21 protein-coding genes are annotated in these 17,999 nt (G+C 59.5%); 13 read left to right on the top strand and 8 right to left on the bottom strand.

Features of this window, described 5'->3' with window-relative positions; genetic code table 11:
• Nucleotides 1-124: 124 nt before the first annotated feature.
• The gene (clpX, locus tag E8M77_RS23320; protein ID WP_137132994.1) at nucleotides 125-1,402 is read right to left on the bottom strand and encodes an ATP-dependent Clp protease ATP-binding subunit ClpX; all 1,278 of its coding nucleotides are present in this window, start codon (nucleotides 1,400-1,402) and stop codon (nucleotides 125-127) included.
• A gap of 284 nt (nucleotides 1,403-1,686) precedes the next feature.
• Nucleotides 1,687-2,319, bottom strand: coding sequence for an ATP-dependent Clp endopeptidase proteolytic subunit ClpP (clpP, locus tag E8M77_RS23315; RefSeq protein WP_137132993.1), 633 nt, complete (start codon nucleotides 2,317-2,319; stop codon nucleotides 1,687-1,689).
• Between the two features lie 246 nt (nucleotides 2,320-2,565).
• Between clpP and E8M77_RS23310 the strand changes: the two genes are divergently transcribed.
• Together E8M77_RS23310 and ggt are read left to right on the top strand one after the other, a co-directional pair.
• Nucleotides 2,566-3,825, top strand: coding sequence for a GGDEF domain-containing protein (locus tag E8M77_RS23310; protein ID WP_170975977.1), 1,260 nt, complete (start codon nucleotides 2,566-2,568; stop codon nucleotides 3,823-3,825).
• 75 nt (nucleotides 3,826-3,900) lie between these two features.
• A complete protein-coding gene (gene ggt, locus E8M77_RS23305; protein ID WP_137132991.1) occupies nucleotides 3,901-5,658 on the top strand; it encodes a gamma-glutamyltransferase in 1,758 nt (585 codons plus the stop codon).
• Here ggt and E8M77_RS23300 read toward each other — a convergent pair.
• Nucleotides 5,572-6,450 carry a hypothetical protein gene (locus E8M77_RS23300; RefSeq protein ID WP_137132990.1) on the bottom strand — a complete coding sequence of 293 codons (879 nt, stop codon included), beginning with the start codon at nucleotides 6,448-6,450 and terminating at the stop codon, nucleotides 5,572-5,574. The genes ggt and E8M77_RS23300 overlap by 87 nt on opposite strands.
• A gap of 150 nt (nucleotides 6,451-6,600) precedes the next feature.
• Between E8M77_RS23300 and E8M77_RS23295 the strand changes: the two genes are divergently transcribed.
• The 3 genes from E8M77_RS23295 to E8M77_RS23285 all read left to right on the top strand — a co-directional run bounded on the left by E8M77_RS23295 (nucleotide 6,601) and on the right by E8M77_RS23285 (nucleotide 8,573).
• On the top strand, nucleotides 6,601-7,848 hold the full coding sequence (locus tag E8M77_RS23295) for a cytochrome P450 (RefSeq protein WP_137132989.1): 1,248 nt from the start codon (nucleotides 6,601-6,603) through the stop codon (nucleotides 7,846-7,848).
• Between the two features lie 75 nt (nucleotides 7,849-7,923).
• The gene (locus E8M77_RS23290; RefSeq protein WP_137132988.1) at nucleotides 7,924-8,172 is read left to right on the top strand and encodes a type II toxin-antitoxin system Phd/YefM family antitoxin; all 249 of its coding nucleotides are present in this window, start codon (nucleotides 7,924-7,926) and stop codon (nucleotides 8,170-8,172) included.
• On the top strand, nucleotides 8,169-8,573 hold the full coding sequence (locus tag E8M77_RS23285; protein ID WP_137132987.1) for a type II toxin-antitoxin system VapC family toxin: 405 nt from the start codon (nucleotides 8,169-8,171) through the stop codon (nucleotides 8,571-8,573). The genes E8M77_RS23290 and E8M77_RS23285 overlap by 4 nt, the downstream gene beginning before the upstream one ends.
• 46 nt (nucleotides 8,574-8,619) lie before the next feature.
• Here E8M77_RS23285 and E8M77_RS23280 read toward each other — a convergent pair whose 3' ends face one another.
• Entirely contained in the window at nucleotides 8,620-9,378 is a 759-nt protein-coding gene (locus E8M77_RS23280; protein WP_137132986.1) for an SDR family oxidoreductase, read from the bottom strand.
• Nucleotides 9,379-9,470: 92 nt separating this feature from the next.
• Between E8M77_RS23280 and E8M77_RS23275 the strand changes: the two genes are divergently transcribed.
• Nucleotides 9,471-9,785, top strand: a complete 315-nt coding sequence (locus E8M77_RS23275; protein ID WP_137132985.1) for a helix-turn-helix domain-containing protein — start codon at nucleotides 9,471-9,473, stop codon at nucleotides 9,783-9,785.
• A gap of 53 nt (nucleotides 9,786-9,838) precedes the next feature.
• On the opposite strand, the gene E8M77_RS23270 is transcribed toward E8M77_RS23275, so the two are convergent.
• Both E8M77_RS23270 and E8M77_RS23265 read right to left on the bottom strand, forming a co-directional pair.
• Complete coding sequence (locus tag E8M77_RS23270) at nucleotides 9,839-10,183, bottom strand: cupin domain-containing protein (RefSeq protein WP_137132984.1); 345 nt, start codon at nucleotides 10,181-10,183, stop codon at nucleotides 9,839-9,841.
• Nucleotides 10,184-10,194: 11 nt separating this feature from the next.
• Nucleotides 10,195-11,478 carry an O-acetylhomoserine aminocarboxypropyltransferase gene (locus tag E8M77_RS23265; protein WP_137132983.1) on the bottom strand — a complete coding sequence of 428 codons (1,284 nt, stop codon included), beginning with the start codon at nucleotides 11,476-11,478 and terminating at the stop codon, nucleotides 10,195-10,197.
• Between the two features lie 239 nt (nucleotides 11,479-11,717).
• Here E8M77_RS23265 and E8M77_RS23260 point away from each other — a divergent pair, with 239 nt between their 5' ends.
• Nucleotides 11,718-12,152, top strand: a complete 435-nt coding sequence (locus E8M77_RS23260; RefSeq protein ID WP_137132982.1) for a DUF6455 family protein — start codon at nucleotides 11,718-11,720, stop codon at nucleotides 12,150-12,152.
• 23 nt (nucleotides 12,153-12,175) lie between these two features.
• Here the strand turns inward: E8M77_RS23260 and E8M77_RS23255 are convergent, their stop codons facing one another.
• Nucleotides 12,176-12,610, bottom strand: coding sequence for a CoA-binding protein (locus E8M77_RS23255; RefSeq protein ID WP_137132981.1), 435 nt, complete (start codon nucleotides 12,608-12,610; stop codon nucleotides 12,176-12,178).
• An 82-nt stretch (nucleotides 12,611-12,692) separates the two neighbouring features.
• Between E8M77_RS23255 and E8M77_RS23250 the strand changes: the two genes are divergently transcribed.
• The 4 genes from E8M77_RS23250 (at nucleotide 12,693) to E8M77_RS23235 (ending at nucleotide 14,818) form a co-directional block, all read left to right on the top strand.
• A complete protein-coding gene (locus E8M77_RS23250; RefSeq protein WP_246659372.1) occupies nucleotides 12,693-13,061 on the top strand; it encodes a hypothetical protein in 369 nt (122 codons plus the stop codon).
• A gap of 292 nt (nucleotides 13,062-13,353) precedes the next feature.
• Nucleotides 13,354-13,818 (top strand): 50S ribosomal protein L13, encoded by a 465-nt coding sequence (gene rplM / locus E8M77_RS23245; RefSeq protein WP_137132980.1) that lies wholly within the window; start codon nucleotides 13,354-13,356, stop codon nucleotides 13,816-13,818.
• A gap of 2 nt (nucleotides 13,819-13,820) precedes the next feature.
• Nucleotides 13,821-14,288 (top strand): 30S ribosomal protein S9, encoded by a 468-nt coding sequence (gene rpsI / locus E8M77_RS23240; RefSeq protein WP_137132979.1) that lies wholly within the window; start codon nucleotides 13,821-13,823, stop codon nucleotides 14,286-14,288.
• Between the two features lie 197 nt (nucleotides 14,289-14,485).
• The gene (locus E8M77_RS23235; RefSeq protein WP_137132978.1) at nucleotides 14,486-14,818 is read left to right on the top strand and encodes an antibiotic biosynthesis monooxygenase; all 333 of its coding nucleotides are present in this window, start codon (nucleotides 14,486-14,488) and stop codon (nucleotides 14,816-14,818) included.
• 40 nt (nucleotides 14,819-14,858) lie between these two features.
• Here E8M77_RS23235 and E8M77_RS23230 read toward each other — a convergent pair whose 3' ends face one another.
• Nucleotides 14,859-15,572: a carbonic anhydrase gene (locus E8M77_RS23230; protein ID WP_137132977.1), complete on the bottom strand. Its 714-nt coding sequence runs from the start codon at nucleotides 15,570-15,572 to the stop codon at nucleotides 14,859-14,861.
• A gap of 360 nt (nucleotides 15,573-15,932) precedes the next feature.
• Here E8M77_RS23230 and speB point away from each other — a divergent pair, with 360 nt between their 5' ends.
• Nucleotides 15,933-16,886 (top strand): agmatinase, encoded by a 954-nt coding sequence (speB, locus tag E8M77_RS23225; RefSeq protein WP_137132976.1) that lies wholly within the window; start codon nucleotides 15,933-15,935, stop codon nucleotides 16,884-16,886.
• 72 nt (nucleotides 16,887-16,958) lie between these two features.
• Entirely contained in the window at nucleotides 16,959-17,885 is a 927-nt protein-coding gene (gene argC, locus E8M77_RS23220; protein WP_137132975.1) for an N-acetyl-gamma-glutamyl-phosphate reductase, read from the top strand.
• Nucleotides 17,886-17,999: the final 114 nt, after the last annotated feature.

Here is a 17,999-nt window from a genome sequence, read left to right as displayed (position 1 = left end):
AAGTATCCTGGTCAGCAGGATCCCGCTTGCCGGATCAACCATCAGCCTTGCCGACCATGGATGTACAGCAGGCCTGAAATGGCTGAGGGGCCTCTGGGGCCCCTCGCCGTGTTCTCGCTGTCAATCAGGCCGAAACATTGGCCTTTTCATCCTGCCGATCGGCATAGATGTAAAGCGGACGGGCCGTACCACGCACGACCTCCTCGGAGATGACAACTTCCCGCACGCCTTCCAGCATCGGCAGTTCGAACATCGTATCGAGCAGGATCTTTTCCATGATCGAACGAAGGCCACGGGCGCCGGTCTTGCGCACGATCGCACGCTTAGCAATCTCGCGCAGGGCGTCCTCGTGGAAGTTCAGCTCCACGTCTTCCATCTCGAACAGGCGCTGGTACTGCTTAACAAGCGCATTCTTCGGCTCCGACAGGATCTGGATCAGCGCGTCCTCATCGAGGTCTTCGAGCGTGGCCAGCACCGGCAGACGACCGATGAATTCCGGAATGAGACCGAATTTCACCAGATCTTCCGGCTCCAGTTCGCGCAGGACTTCGCCGACGCGACGATCTTCCGGAGCCTTGACGGTGGCACCAAAGCCGATAGAGGTCTTTTCACCACGGGCCGAGATGATCTTGTCGAGGCCGGCAAAGGCGCCGCCGCAGATGAACAGGATGTTCGTCGTATCAACCTGCAGGAATTCCTGCTGCGGATGCTTGCGGCCACCCTGCGGCGGAACCGAAGCGACAGTGCCTTCCATAATCTTCAGAAGCGCCTGCTGGACGCCCTCGCCCGACACGTCACGCGTGATCGACGGATTGTCCGACTTGCGGGAGATCTTGTCGACTTCGTCGATATAGACGATGCCGCGCTGCGCCCGCTCGACATTGTAATCGGCCGACTGCAAGAGCTTCAGGATGATGTTCTCGACGTCCTCGCCGACATAGCCGGCTTCGGTCAGCGTCGTGGCATCCGCCATGGTGAAGGGCACGTCGATGATACGCGCCAGCGTCTGGGCAAGATAGGTCTTGCCGCAGCCGGTCGGGCCGACGAGCATGATGTTCGACTTCGCCAGTTCGACTTCGCCGTTCTTCGACGCATGCGCCAGGCGCTTGTAATGGTTGTGGACGGCGACCGACAGGATCTTCTTGGCCTGTCGCTGGCCGATCACGTATTCGTCGAGGACCTTGATGATGTCCTGCGGCGTGGGCACGCCGTCACGCGACTTCACCATCGAGGTCTTGTTCTCCTCGCGGATGATGTCCATGCACAGTTCGACGCATTCATCGCAGATGAACACGGTCGGTCCGGCAATCAGCTTGCGGACTTCGTGCTGGCTCTTACCGCAGAACGAACAATACAACGTATTCTTGGAGTCGCCGCCGTTGCTGCCGCTGACTTTGCTCATGTCACTTCCCTTCCAGCACACCGCTCGCCCGTCAAACAGGCGCGGACACTTCTCTTGCTGGCCGACACACCTCCACAGGAGGCCATATCCGCCTTGTCCCTGGGGTACTCTACCGGATGGGAACCAGATGTCCCCGGTCCGGTGGCAACGAAACCCCGTCCAGACCGAATGCTATGTCATAAGATTCAACACAGCATTAATAGTTACTCATAGCGCTTTCCCCGGCAGATTAAACCCCTGTTTTCGGTCACAACGGGGTGAGGCTGTCCGGGACGCCGCAAATGTCAATTCGCGGGAGCGCCTTCGAGTTCCTGGCGCGTGGTCAAAACCTTGTCCACCACACCCCAGGCAAGCGCCTCGTCGCAATCCATGAAGTGGTCACGATCGAGCGTCTTTTCCACTTCATCATAGGTGCGGCCGGTGTGCTTGACGTAAACTTCGTTCAGGCGCTTCTTCATCTTCAGAATGTCGCGCGCATGACGCTCGATATCCGAAGCCTGGCCGGAAAAGCCGCCCGACGGCTGGTGAACCATGATGCGCGAATTCGGCATGGCAAAACGCATGCCCTTTTCGCCAGCCGCCAGCAGCAGCGACCCCATGGATGCCGCCTGCCCGATGCACAGCGTCGAAACCGCAGGCCGGATGAACTGCATCGTATCATAGATCGACATGCCGGCCGTCACGACGCCGCCCGGCGAATTGATGTAGAGCGCGATTTCCTTCTTCGGGTTTTCCGCTTCGAGGAACAGCAGCTGCGCGCAGACGAGCGAGGCCATGTGGTCTTCGACGGGACCCGTCAGAAAGATGATCCGCTCTTTGAGAAGGCGCGAATAGATATCGTAGGAGCGCTCGCCGCGGTTGGTCTGTTCGACGACCATCGGCACCAGGGCCATAGCGGTATCAACGGGATTTCTCATGGTGTTCCTTTGTTTCATCGGGCGCCCGACGGCGTTTCCGCCCCAGGAATCGTCTTGATCGGTCTTTCTCCTACATAGAGTGTTGGAGCACGGTACTTCAAGACGGACGCGCCGATATCCTTAACTGCCTGTGGTTTTCATCAATGCACGGGCAATATCGTTAGCAATTGCCTTCGCTTTGCAACACCCTTTTAAACTCTGTGCCCGAGGATGTGTCACATCGCAGAACCGCGGCGGAGAGATCAGTTGGATATCAGCACAGCCATGCTCCTATGGGCAACGGAGGGCACGACCCTTGCCGTGCTGATGGTGGCCGCGTGGCTGCACGACCGCAGCCAGACGGTAACGGGCCTCTGGGGGCTTGGCTTTGGCATGCATGGCCTGGGGATTGCGCTGGTGGGCCTGCGCGGCGTCATTCCCGATTCGATTTCGATCGTCGTGGGAAACGGGCTTGTGCTTTTCGGCATCGTCTGCTGGTCGATCGGCATTCTCGCCTATGACGGAAAGCGGCCGCATATCTGGCTTGCCATCCCTCTGGCCCTTTGGCTCGCCATGCTGTGTGTCCCCTCGATCATGGCGCATTTCTGGGCGCGCACGGTGACATTTCAGCTCTGTGCGTCGCTGGCCTATCTGATGCTCGCCTACTACGTCCTCAAGGGAGGGCCGGATTCGCGGCTGGCAAGGCTGTCCTTTGCCGGCGTGGTTTGGATACAGGCGGGTTCGATGATCAAGATGGCCTTTGATGCCTACCGTTTTCGACCCGACGGCTTTGCGCAGATGCCCAATGTCACGACCTTTGCGGTTTCCAATATTTTCTGCCTGGTGGCGGGCATTCTCCTGGGGGCGCGCCTCTTGATGGCGCGCGCTGAGCAGAGGCTTCACAAACTCGCCATCAGCGACCCGCTGACCGGTGCGCTCAATCGTCGCGGCCTGCTCGACCGCTTCAACGACATGTGCCGACGTGCGCCACCGGCCAAGCCGCTAATGGCGCTGGTCATCTTCGATCTCGACCATTTCAAGCAGATCAATGACCGTTACGGTCATTCCATGGGGGATAAGGTTCTGGTGGCCTTCTGCCGCGTGGCCCAGGCATGCCTTGGCGAGCGCGGCACATTCGGACGCATGGGCGGCGAGGAATTCGCCTGCCTGATGCATGTGAGCGGCGCGGCCGAAGCAAGCGGCATCACCGAGGCCATCCGCCTGACGCTGAAGCATCAGGAAACCGCCGTTCAAGGCACTGACCAGACGATCTGCGTGACGGTCAGCGCCGGGATTTCCGTTTCTCCGGTCAGCAAAGCCGATCTCGACCAGATGCTGCTGATTGCCGACCGCGCGCTATATGCCGCCAAGGCTGCCGGCCGCAACCGTGCTGCACTGGCCTCCGGCGCAGAGAGCGATATTGCTATCATTGCCGGCTCGGATCGCTCGCCAGCGCCCGACAGCCTGCAAGGCACCGAGACACTGGCCCGCGGACAAGTGGTCCCGCTAGCCGGCGGGCGGGCTTAATCGCATTTCCCGCATTTCGCCTTGCCCTTGTCCCGACCGTTTGTCACATTCGGTGGCATTGTCACGGAGGCGTCTATGCGCAAGATTTCAGTCATCCTCATTCTTTCGACGCTTCTCTCCTCGGCACCGGCAGGCTTTGCCCAGCAGACATCAGATACGATTGCCCCGGAACGCGCGACATCCACCACAAAGGCCAAGCGCGTCGAGGCGAGCAGCTTCATGGTGGCGGCCGCCAATCCGCTGGCGGCAGAGGCCGGACGAAAGATTCTGGCGCAGGGCGGCAATGCCATCGACGCGCTGGTCGTGGTGCAGACCGTGCTCGGCCTTGTCGAGCCACAAAGCTCCGGCCTCGGCGGCGGCGGTTTCCTCGTCTATTTTGACGCGGCAACGGGAAAGCTTTCCACATTCGACGGGCGCGAAACGGCACCGATGGAGGCGACACCGAAACTGTTTCTCGATGACAAGGGCCAGCCCCTGAAATTCATGGATGCGGTGGTCGGAGGCCGTTCGGTCGGAACGCCCGGCACCGTGCGCCTCATGGAAGATGTCCACAAGCGCTATGGCAAACTGGCCTGGGCTGACCTGTTTGCGCCGGCGGAAATGCTGGCAAGCGCGGGCTTTCCCATATCGCCGCGGCTTGCCAAACTGGTGGCCGGCGAAGGTGATAAACTGAAGCGCTATGAGGACACGCGATCCTATTTCTTCACACCCGACGGCGCACCGCTTGCCGCCGGCACCGTGCTGAAAAACCCGGCCTATGCGCAGACCTTGCAGGCGATTGCGCAAGGCGGCGCCAATGCCTTCTATACCGGACCGATCGCCGAGGGGATCGTCAAGACGGTGCGCGAGGCTAAGGGCAATCCGGGTGTCTTGTCGCTTGCCGATCTTGCCAATTACCGCATCAAGGAGCGTGAGCCGGTCTGCATCACCTACCGGGCGCTCGACGTCTGCGGCATGGGGCCGCCCTCCTCCGGTGCCGTCTCCGTCGGGCAGATGCTCAGCATGCTCGAGAATTTCGACATCAAAAGCCTTGGTCCTGACAATGTCGAGAGTTGGCGGCTGATCGGCGATGCGCAGCGGCTGGCCTTTGCCGATCGCGAACGCTATCTCGCCGATACCGATTTCGTGCCGGCCCCGATCAAGGGCCTGGTTGCCAAGGATTATCTCGCAGAACGCGCAAAGCTGCTGGATGGTGACAAGGCCTTGGCCGTCGACCAGGTGAAAGCCGGTGAGCCGGCCTTTGATCATGCGCTGCTGTTTGGCCGGGATGCTTCCATCGAACTGCCCTCCACCAGCCATTTCGTCATCGTCGACGCCCAAGGCAATGTCGTCTCGATGACCACGACGATCGAGAACGGTTTTGGCGCGCGGCTGATGACCGGCGGCTTCCTGCTCAACAACGAGTTGACCGACTTTTCCTTCAAGACGCATGACAAGGGCGTGCCGATCGCCAATCGCGTCGAGCCGGGCAAGCGGCCGCGCTCATCCATGGCGCCGACCATCGTCATGAAGGATGGCAAGCCGGTTCTGGCCATCGGCTCGCCCGGCGGCAGCCAGATCATCGGCTATGTGGCACAGGCGCTCATCGCCTATATCGACTGGGGCATGCCGGTAGAGGCGATCGTAGCCCAGCCGCATCTCATCAACCGATTTGGCAAATATGACCTGGAAGCCGGCACCACCGCGGCGAATTTTGCCGAGCCGCTGAAGGCGCTCGGCTATGAGGTAAACCTCACCGAGATGACATCAGGCCTGCATGCCATCGAAATCGGCACCGGCGGACTTGTCGGCAGTGCCGATCCGCGCCGGGAAGGCGTTGCCGTCGGCGAGTGATCCACTCTTGCCCGCACCGTAGACAAGAGCTGTCTTGGTCGGGCCGTCCGTATCAACCCAGGCAAGCCGCTGGACCGACCGGAACAGTCGCCAGGCCAGGGCAGCGCAATTTCGGCTCGTGTCATCTAGCCCAAAGCGAAAGCTGAACTCGGCTGCGAGCGGCGTGTCAAGTGATCCGCTTCTGTACCATAGGATCACGGCACATTCCGCTTGAACGCCGGCAAAATCGATCTTTCCGCCATCAAAGACCTGCTCGACAATCGACAAACCACCGACGCGAACAAGGTCCTTGTCCAGATCGTCATTCAATTCCTGCGGCAGGCGGGCATAGGTCTGCTTGATATCGGCGAGGGCAACAAGACCATCAAGATCATCGATCCGCGCACGTGCGGAACGGCTGAACAGCGCCCAAAAACTGGAACTTTGTGCAGCAGTCCCGGTCTTGACGTCTTCCTCGAAGCTGACACTCTCCGGCCCCTGAGACACAGCCTTGCGTGGCCGAAACCGATGGTTATCGGCCAGAAGCCGGTCGCCATGGCGAAACTTCAAGGTTGCACTCCATGGCCCGGACGAATCGCACTTGCGTCTGAGCCGCAACATCATGTCAAACCGCTTGAAGAGCAGGCTATCCTTCGTATCCAGAAAGAACAGGTTTCGCGATACGCTCAGTTTCGGCCTCTTGGAGAGTGAAAATTCCACACTATCAAGCGTATCTTCCAGATCCTGCCAAAAATGGCTGATCGCCGATTGGCGCATCGATGCGTCACCGGCGAATTTATCTTTGTGCAGCATGAGCTTATATTCGCGCGAAGACAGTTTCATGTTCGAAAGACCCTTCTGAACGAGCTGCATTTCAGGATGCAATCAATCTATGATTGCGTCAATAGTATTCAGTTCGTCCTCAGACTTCCCCGCATGCGGTAAATCCGCTAGGCATCGTGCATGACATATATGCCCGATTTCCTCCGCATCGACCCCGCCACCCGCCATGTCTCGCTGGATGCCCGCCATCCGGGCTTTTACGGCGATCCGAACCGCGCCTACGCCGCGCTGCATGCCAGCTGCCCGACCTTCTACTGGGAGGAACAGAAGCAGTGGTTTTTCTGCGGCTATGACCATGTGAATGCTCTGTTGCGCGATCGCCGCTTTGGCCGCCAGATCCTGCATATTGCCAGCCGCGAGGAACTGGGCCTGCCGGAGCCTGCTGCCCATACGACCCATTTCGACCTTGCCGAGCGCCATTCGCTGCTGGAAATCGAGCCGCCGGAACACACGCGGCTGCGCACGCTGGTCAACCGCGCTTTCGTCTCCCGCCATGTGGACAAGATGAGCGGCGAGATTGAACATCTTGCCAACCAGCTGATCGACCGCTTCGAGAAGGATGGCCGCACAGAACTTCTCTCCTCCTTTGCCGATATAATTCCGGTCACCATGATCGCCCGGATGATCGGCATTCCCGAAGAGATGGGGCCGCAGCTGCTGAAATGGAGCCATGACTATGTCGGCATGTATATGTTCAAGCGTAGCTACGCCGACGAAGAGGCCGCCGACCGATCTGCGAAAGAGTTTGCCGACTATGTGAAGACGGTGATTGCCGAGCGCCGCACCAACCCGCGCGACGATCTGCTCAGCCACATGATCCACACCGAGCACAAGGGCCAGTTCCTGACCGAGGACGAGCTGGTTTCCACCACGATCGTGCTTCTGAATGCCGGGCATGAGGCGACCGTCCACCAGATCGGCAATTCGGTGCGGGTCATCCTGGAAAGCGGGCTCGATCCGCAGGCCATGTTCCAGGACGCGGCGGCAACCGAGCGAACGGTCGAGGAAACCCTGCGCATCTGCGCGCCGGTGCACATCTTCCAGCGCTGGGCCTTAGAGGATGTCGAGGTGGACAGCGTTTCCCTGAAGCGCGGCGACAAAGTGAGCCTCATTCTCGCCGCCGCCAATCTGGATCCAAACAAGTTTGCAGATCCGCTATCCTTCCAGCCGCAGCGCAATCAGGGCACCAACCTCTCCTTCGGCGCCGGCATCCATTTCTGCATCGGTGCGCCGCTGGCGCGGCTAGAACTCAACATCGTGCTGCCGCTGCTGTTTGAGCGTCTTCCTGGCCTGCGGCTGGCGGAAAAGCCGGTGGTCAAGGACGTCTACCATTTCCATGGGCTGGAACGGCTGGATCTGACGTGGTGAAGGCTCAACCGCGACACCCGTTTTCTGGCGCCGGCAAAAGGTGTATCCTCAAATCGGGCGAAACGGAGCACTGCCATGCGTCACGTCACGATTGCCGAAGCGAAGGAAAATTTCGACGCGTTGATCGCGCTCGTGCGTTCGGGTGAAAGAATCGTTCTGACCGAAGGCGGACAGAGCATTGTCGAGCTGAAGGCTATGCCGGCACCGAGGCAGCCTGTCGATATCGAAGCCTTGCAGCGGGATCTGGCAGAGCTTCGTGCCTCAATGACAGGCATTACGCTCGAAGAACTGATGAATTACCGCCATGAGGGTCACAATCGGTGACACTTCTCATCGTGGACTCGTCCGTTTCCGCATCCTGGCTGCTTCCTGACGAGGAAAGCCCGGAAGGCCGCTTCTGGCTTGCCCAAGTTTTCTCTCTTGGCGCTTTCGCTCCGACGATCTGGAACTACGAGATCCGCAATATCCTGCGCATCTGCGAAAAGCGTGGCCGGCTTGGACCTGTCAGCATGGCAAAAGCGCTTCAGACGCTAAAATCGCTGCCGATCCAGAGCACTGGCGTGTCGAACTGGGACCACATCATGTGGATCAGCACTCATCATAACCTAACGATCTATGACGCGGCCTATCTGGAACTGACGCTGCGGCTGGACGGGCAGCTGGCCACGTTCGACAAGGCGCTTGCGGCGGCGGCCTATGCCAATGGCGTGCTGGCCCGACCCTGACGAAACCCGGCCATTACGGCCGGATCACGTGCGCCGTAATATCCCGTCAGATCTGCGCCAATCCACCGTCCACCGATAATTCAACACCGGTGATGTAGCTTGCCTTGCTAGAAGCGAGGAACAGAATGGCTTCAGCAATCTCATCAGGATGCGCCATGCGGCCAAGGGGGGCTGCCTCTTTCAGATAGGCGGCAAAGCCGTTGATGGCATCCTCATCCATCTTCAACCCGTTTTCCATGATCGGTGTGCGGGTGACGCCTGGGCTGACCGTATTCACGCGGATAGCGCGTGCCTTCAGATCACTAGCAAAACTGCGGGCAAAGGAGCGCACGGCCGCCTTTGATGCATTGTAAGCGCTGAGCCGCGGCATGCCCTTATTGCCGACGATCGAGCCGGTCAAAACAATCGATGAGCCATCCTTCAAAACCGGCAGCAGGGTTTGTACCGTATAGTACACGCCTTTGACATTGATATCGAAAATCCGGTCAAACAATGCTTCGTCTGTCGCGCCCAAATCATTGTTTTCGGCAATGCCCGCATTGGCCACCAGAACGTCAAGTTTATGGCCATCGGCCTCTATACGCGCCTTCAAGGCCTCGAGATCGGCCGGCTTGGCAACATCAGCCACCACGCCGGTCGCACCGTCTCCCAATGTTTTGACCGCCTTGTCCAGATTGCCGGAATTTCGGCCTGTCACATAGACCACCTTCGCGCCACCGGCGAGAAACAACCTGGCGGCAGAAAGGCCGATACCGGTCGATCCGCCGGTAACCACAACCACTTGATTCTTGAAATCAGCGCTCATCGAAGTCTCCATATTTCGGAATTACCGTAATTCCGTATTTCGGTTTTATCGAAATATTGAAACCTGTCAATTGCCGTGCTAGAGCCTTCCTCATGGCACAATTTTTTCATCCCGCCCGCGAAGACATATCTCTGGTTACCATTTTGGCCGCGCTGGGCGATCCGCTGCGTATAGCGATCGTTCAAAGACTCTGGCTGGCTGGATGCGGGCAAAATTGCGGAGCCGTAGCGCCCTGCCCCGATATGCCGCGCTCAACGCTCTCCAATCATCTGCGTATCCTGCGCGAGTCCGGCCTTGTGAATACTCAAAAACAGGGCGTCGAGAATATCAACACGATCCGCAAAGACGATATCGAGGCCCGCTTTCCTGGACTGTTGGAGCGAATATTGAGCTTTCACACGCCCTGAGCCCAGACACTGCCCCAGCAGCGTACTGGCCCGCACCTGACGAAACCCGGCCCTTACAGCCGGATCACGTAGTCCTTCCTTGTCGTTTCAACCACTTCCCAGCTTCCCTTGAAGCCGGGCCTGAGAATATGGCGGTCTCCGGCTCTGAGGTGGATCGGCTCGCCACCATCCTCTGTGACGATCGAATAGCCCTCGAGAATGTGGAAATATTCCCATTCGTCATAGGATATCCGCCATTTGCCGGGCGTCGATTCCCAGACGCCGGCATAGAGCCCACCATCGGCCTCCTCCACATTCCAGGTGCGGAAGGTCGGATCTCCCGAGATCAGCCGGTCGGGCGCCGGAGCGCCCTCCTCCGGCTCGATGCTGGAAAGGTCAAAGGCGATGGCATGGCTCATGGCGCAGTCCTTCAGATCTTGGCGAGCGACTGTTGCAGATCGGCGATAATGTCTGCCACATCCTCGATGCCGACGGAGAGGCGCACCACATCCGGGCCGGCACCGGCTGCCACCAGCTGCTCTGGCGTCAGCTGGCGATGGGTGGTCGAGGCCGGATGGATGACGAGCGAGCGGGTATCGCCGATATTGGCGAGATGCGAAAACAGCGTCAGCCCTTCGACAAAGTTCTTGCCCGCCTCATAACCGCCCTTCAGGCCGAAGGTGAAGACGGCACCGGCGCCCTTGGGCGAATATTGCTGTTGCAGAGCATGGTTCGGATCATCCGAAAGCCCCGCATAATTGACCCAGGCGACCTTGTCATGCCCCTTGAGCCAGGCAGCAACGGTGGCGGCATTGTCGCAATGACGCTGCATGCGAAGCGGCAGGGTTTCGATGCCGGTCAAGATCATGAAAGCGTTGAAGGGCGAAATGGCCGGCCCCAGATCACGAAGGCCCAGCACCCGGCAGGCGATGGCGAAGGCGAAATTGCCAAAGGTCTGATGCAGCACGAGGCCGGCATATTCCGGGCGCGGTTCCGACAGCATCGGATAGCGGCCCGAGGCCGACCAGTCGAACGTGCCGCCATCCACCAGAATGCCGCCCATGGAATTGCCATGACCGCCGAGGAATTTCGTCAGGGAATGGATGACGATATCGGCACCATGCTCCAGCGGCCGCACCAGATAGGGGCTAGCCATGGTGTTATCAACGATGAGCGGCAGGCCGTGGCCATGCGCCACCTCGGCAATGGCGGCGATATCAACGAAGGTACCGCCGGGATTGGCAAGGCTCTCGATGAAGAAGGCCTGGGTGTTTTCGTCCACGGCAGCGGCAAAGCTTGCCGGATCTGCCGGATCGGCCCAGCGCACCTCCCAGCCGAAATTCTTGAACGCATGGCCGAACTGGTTGATCGAGCCGCCATAGAGCCTGCGGGCTGCGACGAAATTGGCGCCCGGTTTCATGATCGTGTGGAAGACCAGCATCTGCGCGGCATGGCCCGAGGCAACCGCGAGGGCGGCGGTGCCGCCTTCCAGCGCCGCCACGCGCTCTTCCAGCACGGCCTGGGTGGGATTCATGATGCGGGTATAGATATTGCCGAACTGCTGCAGGCCAAACAGTGCGGCGGCATGATCGGCATTTTCGAAGACGAAGGATGTCGTCTGGTAGATCGGCGTGGTGCGCGCGCCCGTCGTCGGATCGGGTGCGGCGCCGGCATGGATGGCAAGCGTCGAAAATCCGGGGTTGTGGTTGCTCATGACATATCCTCCCTGTCGTTTTTGGTCGCGGCTGAACCTGTCAGCTTGGAGGCGACTATAGAGAGCGATTGTGACGGCGCACAGCAGGTGATGAGGCCGAAGCTGGCGCGACCGGGGAAAATCTTGCCCCTGTCCGAGATGATTGGGGAATGTCTGACTTCGGTCATTTGACCAGGATCAAGGTGCCAGCGTCCGCCTCTGGCATGCTTGTCTCGTCCCACACGCCTCGGAGCAGATCCATGACCATGAACGATGCCAAATCCCATCTTGCACAACGCGTCGGAAAGCAGCTCGTCGATTGGTATTCCGATCTGCGCATGCGCAATGAGGACGAAAGGGTGCTGGCCAATCTCGACCCGGAAAGCCGCCGCCAGCTGGCACAGGATTGCAGCGTCAGCGTCGAGACCCTGATCGAGGTGGTGCGGGCCGGACGCCATGGCGCCGACGAGATGATCGAGATGCTGAAGGCGCTGCGGATCGATCCGGCGGACCTCCAGGCACACCGGCCGGACCTGTTCCGCGACATGCAGGTGACCTGCGCCACCTGTCAGGACAAGGGGCGCTGCCACCATGACCTGGACCAGGGCACGGCGCCGGTGAATTTTGCCGATTACTGTGGCAATGCCCCGGTCCTCACAGCCATGCGCTCAGAGCCGCCGCAGCTGCGTGACTGATGGCGTGACGCTGCCGGCAGACCTCAATGGTGGCCGAGAAGCCGCGGATACTCGATGACGGGACAGCGATCCTGCACGACCTGAATGCCTGCCGCCTCGGCTTTTGCTGCGGCGGCATCGTCGCGCACACCAAGCTGGGTCCAGATCACCTTGGGCGGGATACCCAGCGCCAGAACCTCCTCCATCACCTCTTGCATATGCTCCGAGGCACGGAACACATCCACCATGTCGATCGGCTCACTGATATCGGACAGCCGGCCATAGACGGTCTGACCGAGAATGGTCTTGCCAGCCTGCCCCGGATTGACCGGGATGACATGATAGCCCTTGGACAGAAGGAACCCCATCACGCCATGGCTTGGGCGCACCGGCTTGGGGGACGCACCGAGAAGTGCTACCGTTTTGACTGTTTTCAGGACACTCGCAATATAACCGTCGTCGTATCGATCGTGATTCATCGCTACTTCCTCCCGGATTGGCACTTGGCCATAACATAGTTTGCACTCTTTGAGTTTTAGGTCCTTTAAAGGAACAGTTAAGATGCTTGGTTTTCCTCGAACCCTCGGCCCAGTCCTTTGCGCGGCCCTTGGCCTGGCGCCTTTCGTTGGCGCGCCGGCGCAGGCGCAAAACATTTCCCGCTACACTTCCCCAGCCATGACCTGCGCCGAGGTCCAAGGGGTCATCGCACGGGAAGGCGCCGCCATCCTGCGCTACCCAGGCCGCACGGGCGTGACGCTCTATGACCGCTATGTCGTCTCCGACCGGCTATGCTTTTCCGGTGAATATGCCAAATCCTCCACCGTCCCGACCAGGGACATGGGCAAATGCCCCGTGCAGCATTGCGAGAAACGGCCAGATCCTGCCGATTGCGACAGCTTCCTGGAAGAAGGTTGTTTCGGTATGCGCTAGGACCGATGCAAAAACCGCTGGTTTCGCAGGCGCGGCCATCGGGATTTCGGCAGAAATTTATGTGGTATCGAAAAACCACACAACTAAGATCATGATTTCAATAGGTTATTTCTGAACCCCTCAAATCTGCCCGTCTTGACGGCACATCAGCCCATCCGTATAAGCCCGGCAGGCTGCACAGCTTTGAAAAAGGGTGCGCACCGAAAAGGCCGTCAAGGCTACTATCAAGCAACAAAAAACGCCCGCGGTTGGGGTTCGCCTCGCTCGGGATTTATCAAGAAGAGAGCACATTATGTCTACCTTCGTACAGAAGCCCGCCGAGGTGGAGAAGAAGTGGATCGTGATTGACGCCGAAGGTCTCGTCGTTGGTCGTCTCGCCACTGTTATTGCCACGCGTCTGCGCGGCAAGCACAAGGCAACCTACACGCCCCACGTTGACGACGGCGACAATGTCATCGTCATCAATGCCGACAAGGTTGTTTTCACCGGCAACAAGTACACCGACAAGAAGTACTACTGGCACACCGGTTATCCGGGTGGCATCAAGGAGCGTACCGCACGCGCCATCATGGAAGGCCGCTTTCCGGAGCGCGTCGTCGAGAAGGCCGTTGAGCGCATGATTCCGCGTGGCCCGCTCGGCCGTCGCCAGATGAAGAACCTGCGCGTATACGCCGGCTCGAACCATCCCCATGAAGCACAGCAGCCCGTCGCCCTCGACGTTGCATCGCTGAACAGCAAGAACGTAAGGAGCGCCTGATCATGGCCGATCTCTCCTCCCTGAAGGATCTCGCTTCGGCGACCGAAACCCAGGCTCCGGTTCACGTCCGCAAGGTCGATGCACTGGGCCGCTCCTATGCGACCGGCAAGCGTAAGAACGCCGTTGCCCGCGTTTGGGTCAAGGCTGGTTCCGGCAAGATCATCGTCAACGGCAAGGACTTCTCGGCATACTTCGCCCGTCCTGTGCTGCAGATGATCCTGCAGCAGCCGGTTGTTGCCGCTGCCCGCACGGGTCAGTTCGACGTGATCGCAACGGTTGCTGGCGGCGGTCTGTCCGGCCAGGCCGGTGCTGTTCGTCACGGCATTTCCAAGGCACTCACCTACTTCGAACCGGGCCTGCGCTCTGTTCTGAAGAAGGGTGGCTTCCTGACCCGCGACAGCCGCGTTGTTGAACGTAAGAAGTACGGCAAGGCGAAAGCCCGTCGTTCGTTCCAGTTCTCCAAGCGTTAATCGCTGGACTATCGGATATGACAAGGATCAGGCGGGGCTTCGGCTCCGCCTTTTTCGTTTCTGCGGCCGCTTGATTTATTCCCTGCGTTCCGCTTTTCTTTTTTTGATCCTGGCATCAAAAAACGCGATTTGTCATGCCACGCCGCTCGTCTCATAAGGGCTGATATTCCATCCGAAGGACCGAGGGGACAACCGTGATGAATTCCGCCTTCGCAGATCTGCCTGATCCGCCCTATTACGTCGTTACCTTTTCATCCTGTCGCACCGAAGGTGATCACGGCTATGGCGCGATGGCTGATTCCATGGTGCAGCTTGCCGCCGAACAGCCCGGTTTTCTCGGCGTGGAGAGTGCGCGCGGCACCGATGGCTTCGGCATCACCAATTCCTACTGGCGAGATGAAGACAGCATTGTGGCCTGGAAGGCCATCGTGGCGCATGCCGCAGCACAGAGGATCGGACGCGAACGCTGGTATGAGGCGTTTCAGGTTCGTGTGGCGCGCGTCGAGCGAGCCTATGGATTTGCACGATAGGGACGAAGGCCTTTTGCGGCCTTCGTCCCTATCGTGTGCGTCAGCCGAGGAAATCGACGGCGCCGCTTTCCAGGTCGTAGCGACCATAGACGATCTTCACTTCGCCCTTAGCCACTTTTTCAGCGACGATATGGCTGCTTGAGAGGATGACGCCGGCGCTGTGGCGCGCATTTTCACGCACGACATTATCGACATAGTCGCCCGGCATTCCAGCCATTGCACGGGCGGAGACAATGATAGGCTCCAGCATCGTGCCGATATGGCCGGGAAAGCTTGCTGACTTCCCCACCACGTCGCAGGCGGCAGAGACGGCGCCGCAACGAGAATGACCCAGCACCATGATCGTCGGGCAACCGAGATGCTCAACGGCATATTCGATCGAGCCCAGCACATCGTCATCGGCAATATTGCCGGCATTGCGACAGATGAAGAGTTCGCCAGCACCAACGCCGCCGAAAATCAGCTCGGGGCTGACGCGGCTATCGGCACAACCGACAATCGTTGCGTAAGGCGACTGGCCCTTGGCCGTCAGGGCGCGGTTTTCAGCAAGATTGCTCTCGCACAGTTGCGGAGCCTCGACGAACTTGCGGTTGCCAGCCTTCAGCCTCTCAATAGCCTGATCCGGCGTCAGCTCTGTTTTGGCCGCAGCCGGGCTTCCAAGGCCGGACATGGTGGCAAGACCACCGGCCAATGCAGCGCCGGCGGCCAGCGAAAACAGACCGCGCCGGCTCAGTTTCATGCAATCAACACACATTTCCAACTCCATCTTCATGGTTGCTGTTCATACAGGCCGCAGTCCGGTCAAAGGCGTGACCTTGGAGCCGAGGGCATGCGAAGACTCTGAGAACGACTGTGGACAGTATCGCGCGTCCCCGATTGCATCTACGCAGTCAGGATTGTTTCGATCGACGGGTAAGAGATATACTTCAAGACACTCTTATAAAAGAAAACTAACACATAAGCCGAGCCCGACACCAGTGTGCAAGGCACATCTTTTGCGTGTTTATCTTTGGCTGCGACATTTACACTTGAGCAGGCGATCTCTGGATGCAACTCTCAGCCCATTCCGGGCACCGAAACCTCCGCTTTCAGTAACAAGACAGAAGAACAGGCCATGCCGTCCAAATCCATCGACCATGCCTTTACGGCACCCTCCCTGCGCAGCGCAGCCAGCGACCCCACCTATGCCGGAGCGCTGTCCTTCATGCGCCGCCGCTACGGCAAGGATCTGACCGACGTGGATGCGGTGGTGCTGGGCATTCCCTTCGATGCAGCCACCTCCAACCGGCCCGGCGCCCGTTTCGGGCCGCAGGCGATCCGCCGGGCGTCGGCGATCTTCGACAATGATCCGCAATATCCGTTTGCCCGCGATCTTTTCGAACGGATGGCGGTGATCGATTATGGCGACGTGCTGCTCGACTATGGCAGACATCAGGAAACGCCGGCGCGGATCGAAAGCGTAGCCTTGGAGATCATTGCATCCGGCGCCTATCTTCTGGGTCTTGGCGGCGATCACTTCGTCACCTGGCCGCTTCTCAAAGCCCATGCCGCCAGACATGGGCCGCTGGCGCTTGTGCATTTCGATGCCCACCAGGACACCTGGGATGATGACGGCGCGCGCATTGACCACGGCTCCTTTGTGGCGCGTGCCGTGCGCGAAGGCGTCATCGACGCATCCCGCTCGATCCAGATCGGCATACGCACGCAGGCGCCGGAGGATTTCGGCATCCGCATTCTGCTTGGGCATGAGGTCGAGGACATGAGCGCGCAGGCGATTGCCGATGCGATCCTCGATCATGTCGGGACGGCGGCCTGCTATCTCACCTTCGATATCGACTGCCTCGATCCGGCCTTTGCGCCGGGCACCGGAACGCCGGTGGCGGGAGGCCCCTCCTCAGCCAAGATCCTCTCGGTGCTGCGCAAGCTCGGAGGCCTCGACATTCGCGGCTCCGACGTGGTGGAGGTCGCCCCCGCTTACGACAACGCCGATATCACGGCCATTGCCGGTGCGACCATCGCAATGTATATGCTGGGCCTCAAGGCCGAGCGGATGGCTGCGGCCCGTTAACAAACTGAATCATGAAGCGGATAAGATGATTCCGCTGCACCGGCTAACCCTCTGACGTTTCGGAACAATGATATGAGCGCGAAAATCTTCATCGATGGCGAACACGGCACCACGGGACTGCAAATCCGCACCCGCATGGCCAGCCGCCGCGACGTAGAGCTTCTGTCCATACCCGAAGCGGAACGCCGCAATCCTGCCCTGCGCGAAGACCTGTTGAACAGCGCCGATATCGCCATCCTCTGCCTGCCGGACGATGCGTCGAAGGAGGCCGTGTCGATGCTGTCTGGCAATAACCGGGTGCGGATCATCGATACGTCCACGGCCTATCGCGTTGCGCCAGACTGGGCCTATGGCTTTGCCGAAATGGATGCAGCGCAGGCCGAAAAGATCCGCGCCGCCCGCTATGTCGCCAATCCCGGCTGCTATCCGACCGGCGCCATCGGCCTCATCCGCCCGCTGCGTGCATCCGGCATCCTGCCCGATGGCTATCCGGTCTCGGTCAATGCCGTTTCCGGTTATACGGGTGGCGGCAAGCAGCTGATCGCGCAGATGGAAGACAAGAGCCATCCGGAGCATCTGGCGGCCAATAATTTCCTCTATGGCCTGACGCTGAAGCACAAGCATGTGCCGGAAATGACAATCCATGGCCTGCTCGACCGCGCGCCGCTGTTTGCGCCTTCGGTCGGCCGCTTTGCCCAGGGCATGATCGTGCAGGTGCCGCTGTTCCTCGATGATCTGTCGGACGGAACGACTGTCGAGAGCATTCATGCAGCGCTTGTGGCGCATTATGCCGGGCAGGACATCGTTACCGTCGTGCCGCTCGCCGACAGCGCCAAGCTGCCGCGTATCGATGCGGAAGAACTGGTGGGCGAAGACCGGATGAAGATCTACGTGTTCGGCACCGGTGCGCATATCAATCTGGTCGCCACGCTCGACAATCTCGGCAAGGGCGCCTCCGGTGCAGCCGTGCAGAACATGGACCTGATGCTCTCGGCGTGATGGGCTGATGCCATCAAACGTAATGATGCGCGGCAGGTCGTTCATTTTTACTGAACGATTTGTCGCGCATCGTCCATATTTCGCATAACAACCAATCTTGCTAGTCTCCCCCTA

Origin of the sequence: Rhizobium sp. FY34 (genome assembly GCF_005222845.1) — a bacterium.
Taxonomy (GTDB): Bacteria; Pseudomonadota; Alphaproteobacteria; order Rhizobiales; family Rhizobiaceae; genus Neorhizobium.
This window is presented reverse-complemented; position numbering and strand designations above follow the sequence as displayed.

Coding starts and splice junctions, on each gene's coding strand:
- E8M77_RS23290 (WP_137132988.1), top strand. CDS start 7,924: ATGCGTCACGTCACGATTGCCGAAGCGAAGGAAAATTTCGACGCGTTG.
- E8M77_RS23265 (WP_137132983.1), bottom strand. CDS start 11,478: ATGAGCAACCACAACCCCGGATTTTCGACGCTTGCCATCCATGCCGGC.
- clpP (WP_137132993.1), bottom strand. CDS start 2,319: ATGAGAAATCCCGTTGATACCGCTATGGCCCTGGTGCCGATGGTCGTC.
- E8M77_RS23275 (WP_137132985.1), top strand. CDS start 9,471: ATGGCACAATTTTTTCATCCCGCCCGCGAAGACATATCTCTGGTTACC.
- rplM (WP_137132980.1), top strand. CDS start 13,354: ATGTCTACCTTCGTACAGAAGCCCGCCGAGGTGGAGAAGAAGTGGATC.
- E8M77_RS23235 (WP_137132978.1), top strand. CDS start 14,486: ATGAATTCCGCCTTCGCAGATCTGCCTGATCCGCCCTATTACGTCGTT.
- E8M77_RS23230 (WP_137132977.1), bottom strand. CDS start 15,572: ATGTGTGTTGATTGCATGAAACTGAGCCGGCGCGGTCTGTTTTCGCTG.
- E8M77_RS23255 (WP_137132981.1), bottom strand. CDS start 12,610: ATGAATCACGATCGATACGACGACGGTTATATTGCGAGTGTCCTGAAA.
- E8M77_RS23260 (WP_137132982.1), top strand. CDS start 11,718: ATGACCATGAACGATGCCAAATCCCATCTTGCACAACGCGTCGGAAAG.
- E8M77_RS23270 (WP_137132984.1), bottom strand. CDS start 10,183: ATGAGCCATGCCATCGCCTTTGACCTTTCCAGCATCGAGCCGGAGGAG.
- E8M77_RS23300 (WP_137132990.1), bottom strand. CDS start 6,450: ATGCTGCACAAAGATAAATTCGCCGGTGACGCATCGATGCGCCAATCG.
- speB (WP_137132976.1), top strand. CDS start 15,933: ATGCCGTCCAAATCCATCGACCATGCCTTTACGGCACCCTCCCTGCGC.
- E8M77_RS23280 (WP_137132986.1), bottom strand. CDS start 9,378: ATGAGCGCTGATTTCAAGAATCAAGTGGTTGTGGTTACCGGCGGATCG.
- argC (WP_137132975.1), top strand. CDS start 16,959: ATGAGCGCGAAAATCTTCATCGATGGCGAACACGGCACCACGGGACTG.
- rpsI (WP_137132979.1), top strand. CDS start 13,821: ATGGCCGATCTCTCCTCCCTGAAGGATCTCGCTTCGGCGACCGAAACC.
- clpX (WP_137132994.1), bottom strand. CDS start 1,402: ATGAGCAAAGTCAGCGGCAGCAACGGCGGCGACTCCAAGAATACGTTG.
- E8M77_RS23295 (WP_137132989.1), top strand. CDS start 6,601: ATGACATATATGCCCGATTTCCTCCGCATCGACCCCGCCACCCGCCAT.
- ggt (WP_137132991.1), top strand. CDS start 3,901: ATGCGCAAGATTTCAGTCATCCTCATTCTTTCGACGCTTCTCTCCTCG.
- E8M77_RS23250 (WP_246659372.1), top strand. CDS start 12,693: ATGCTTGGTTTTCCTCGAACCCTCGGCCCAGTCCTTTGCGCGGCCCTT.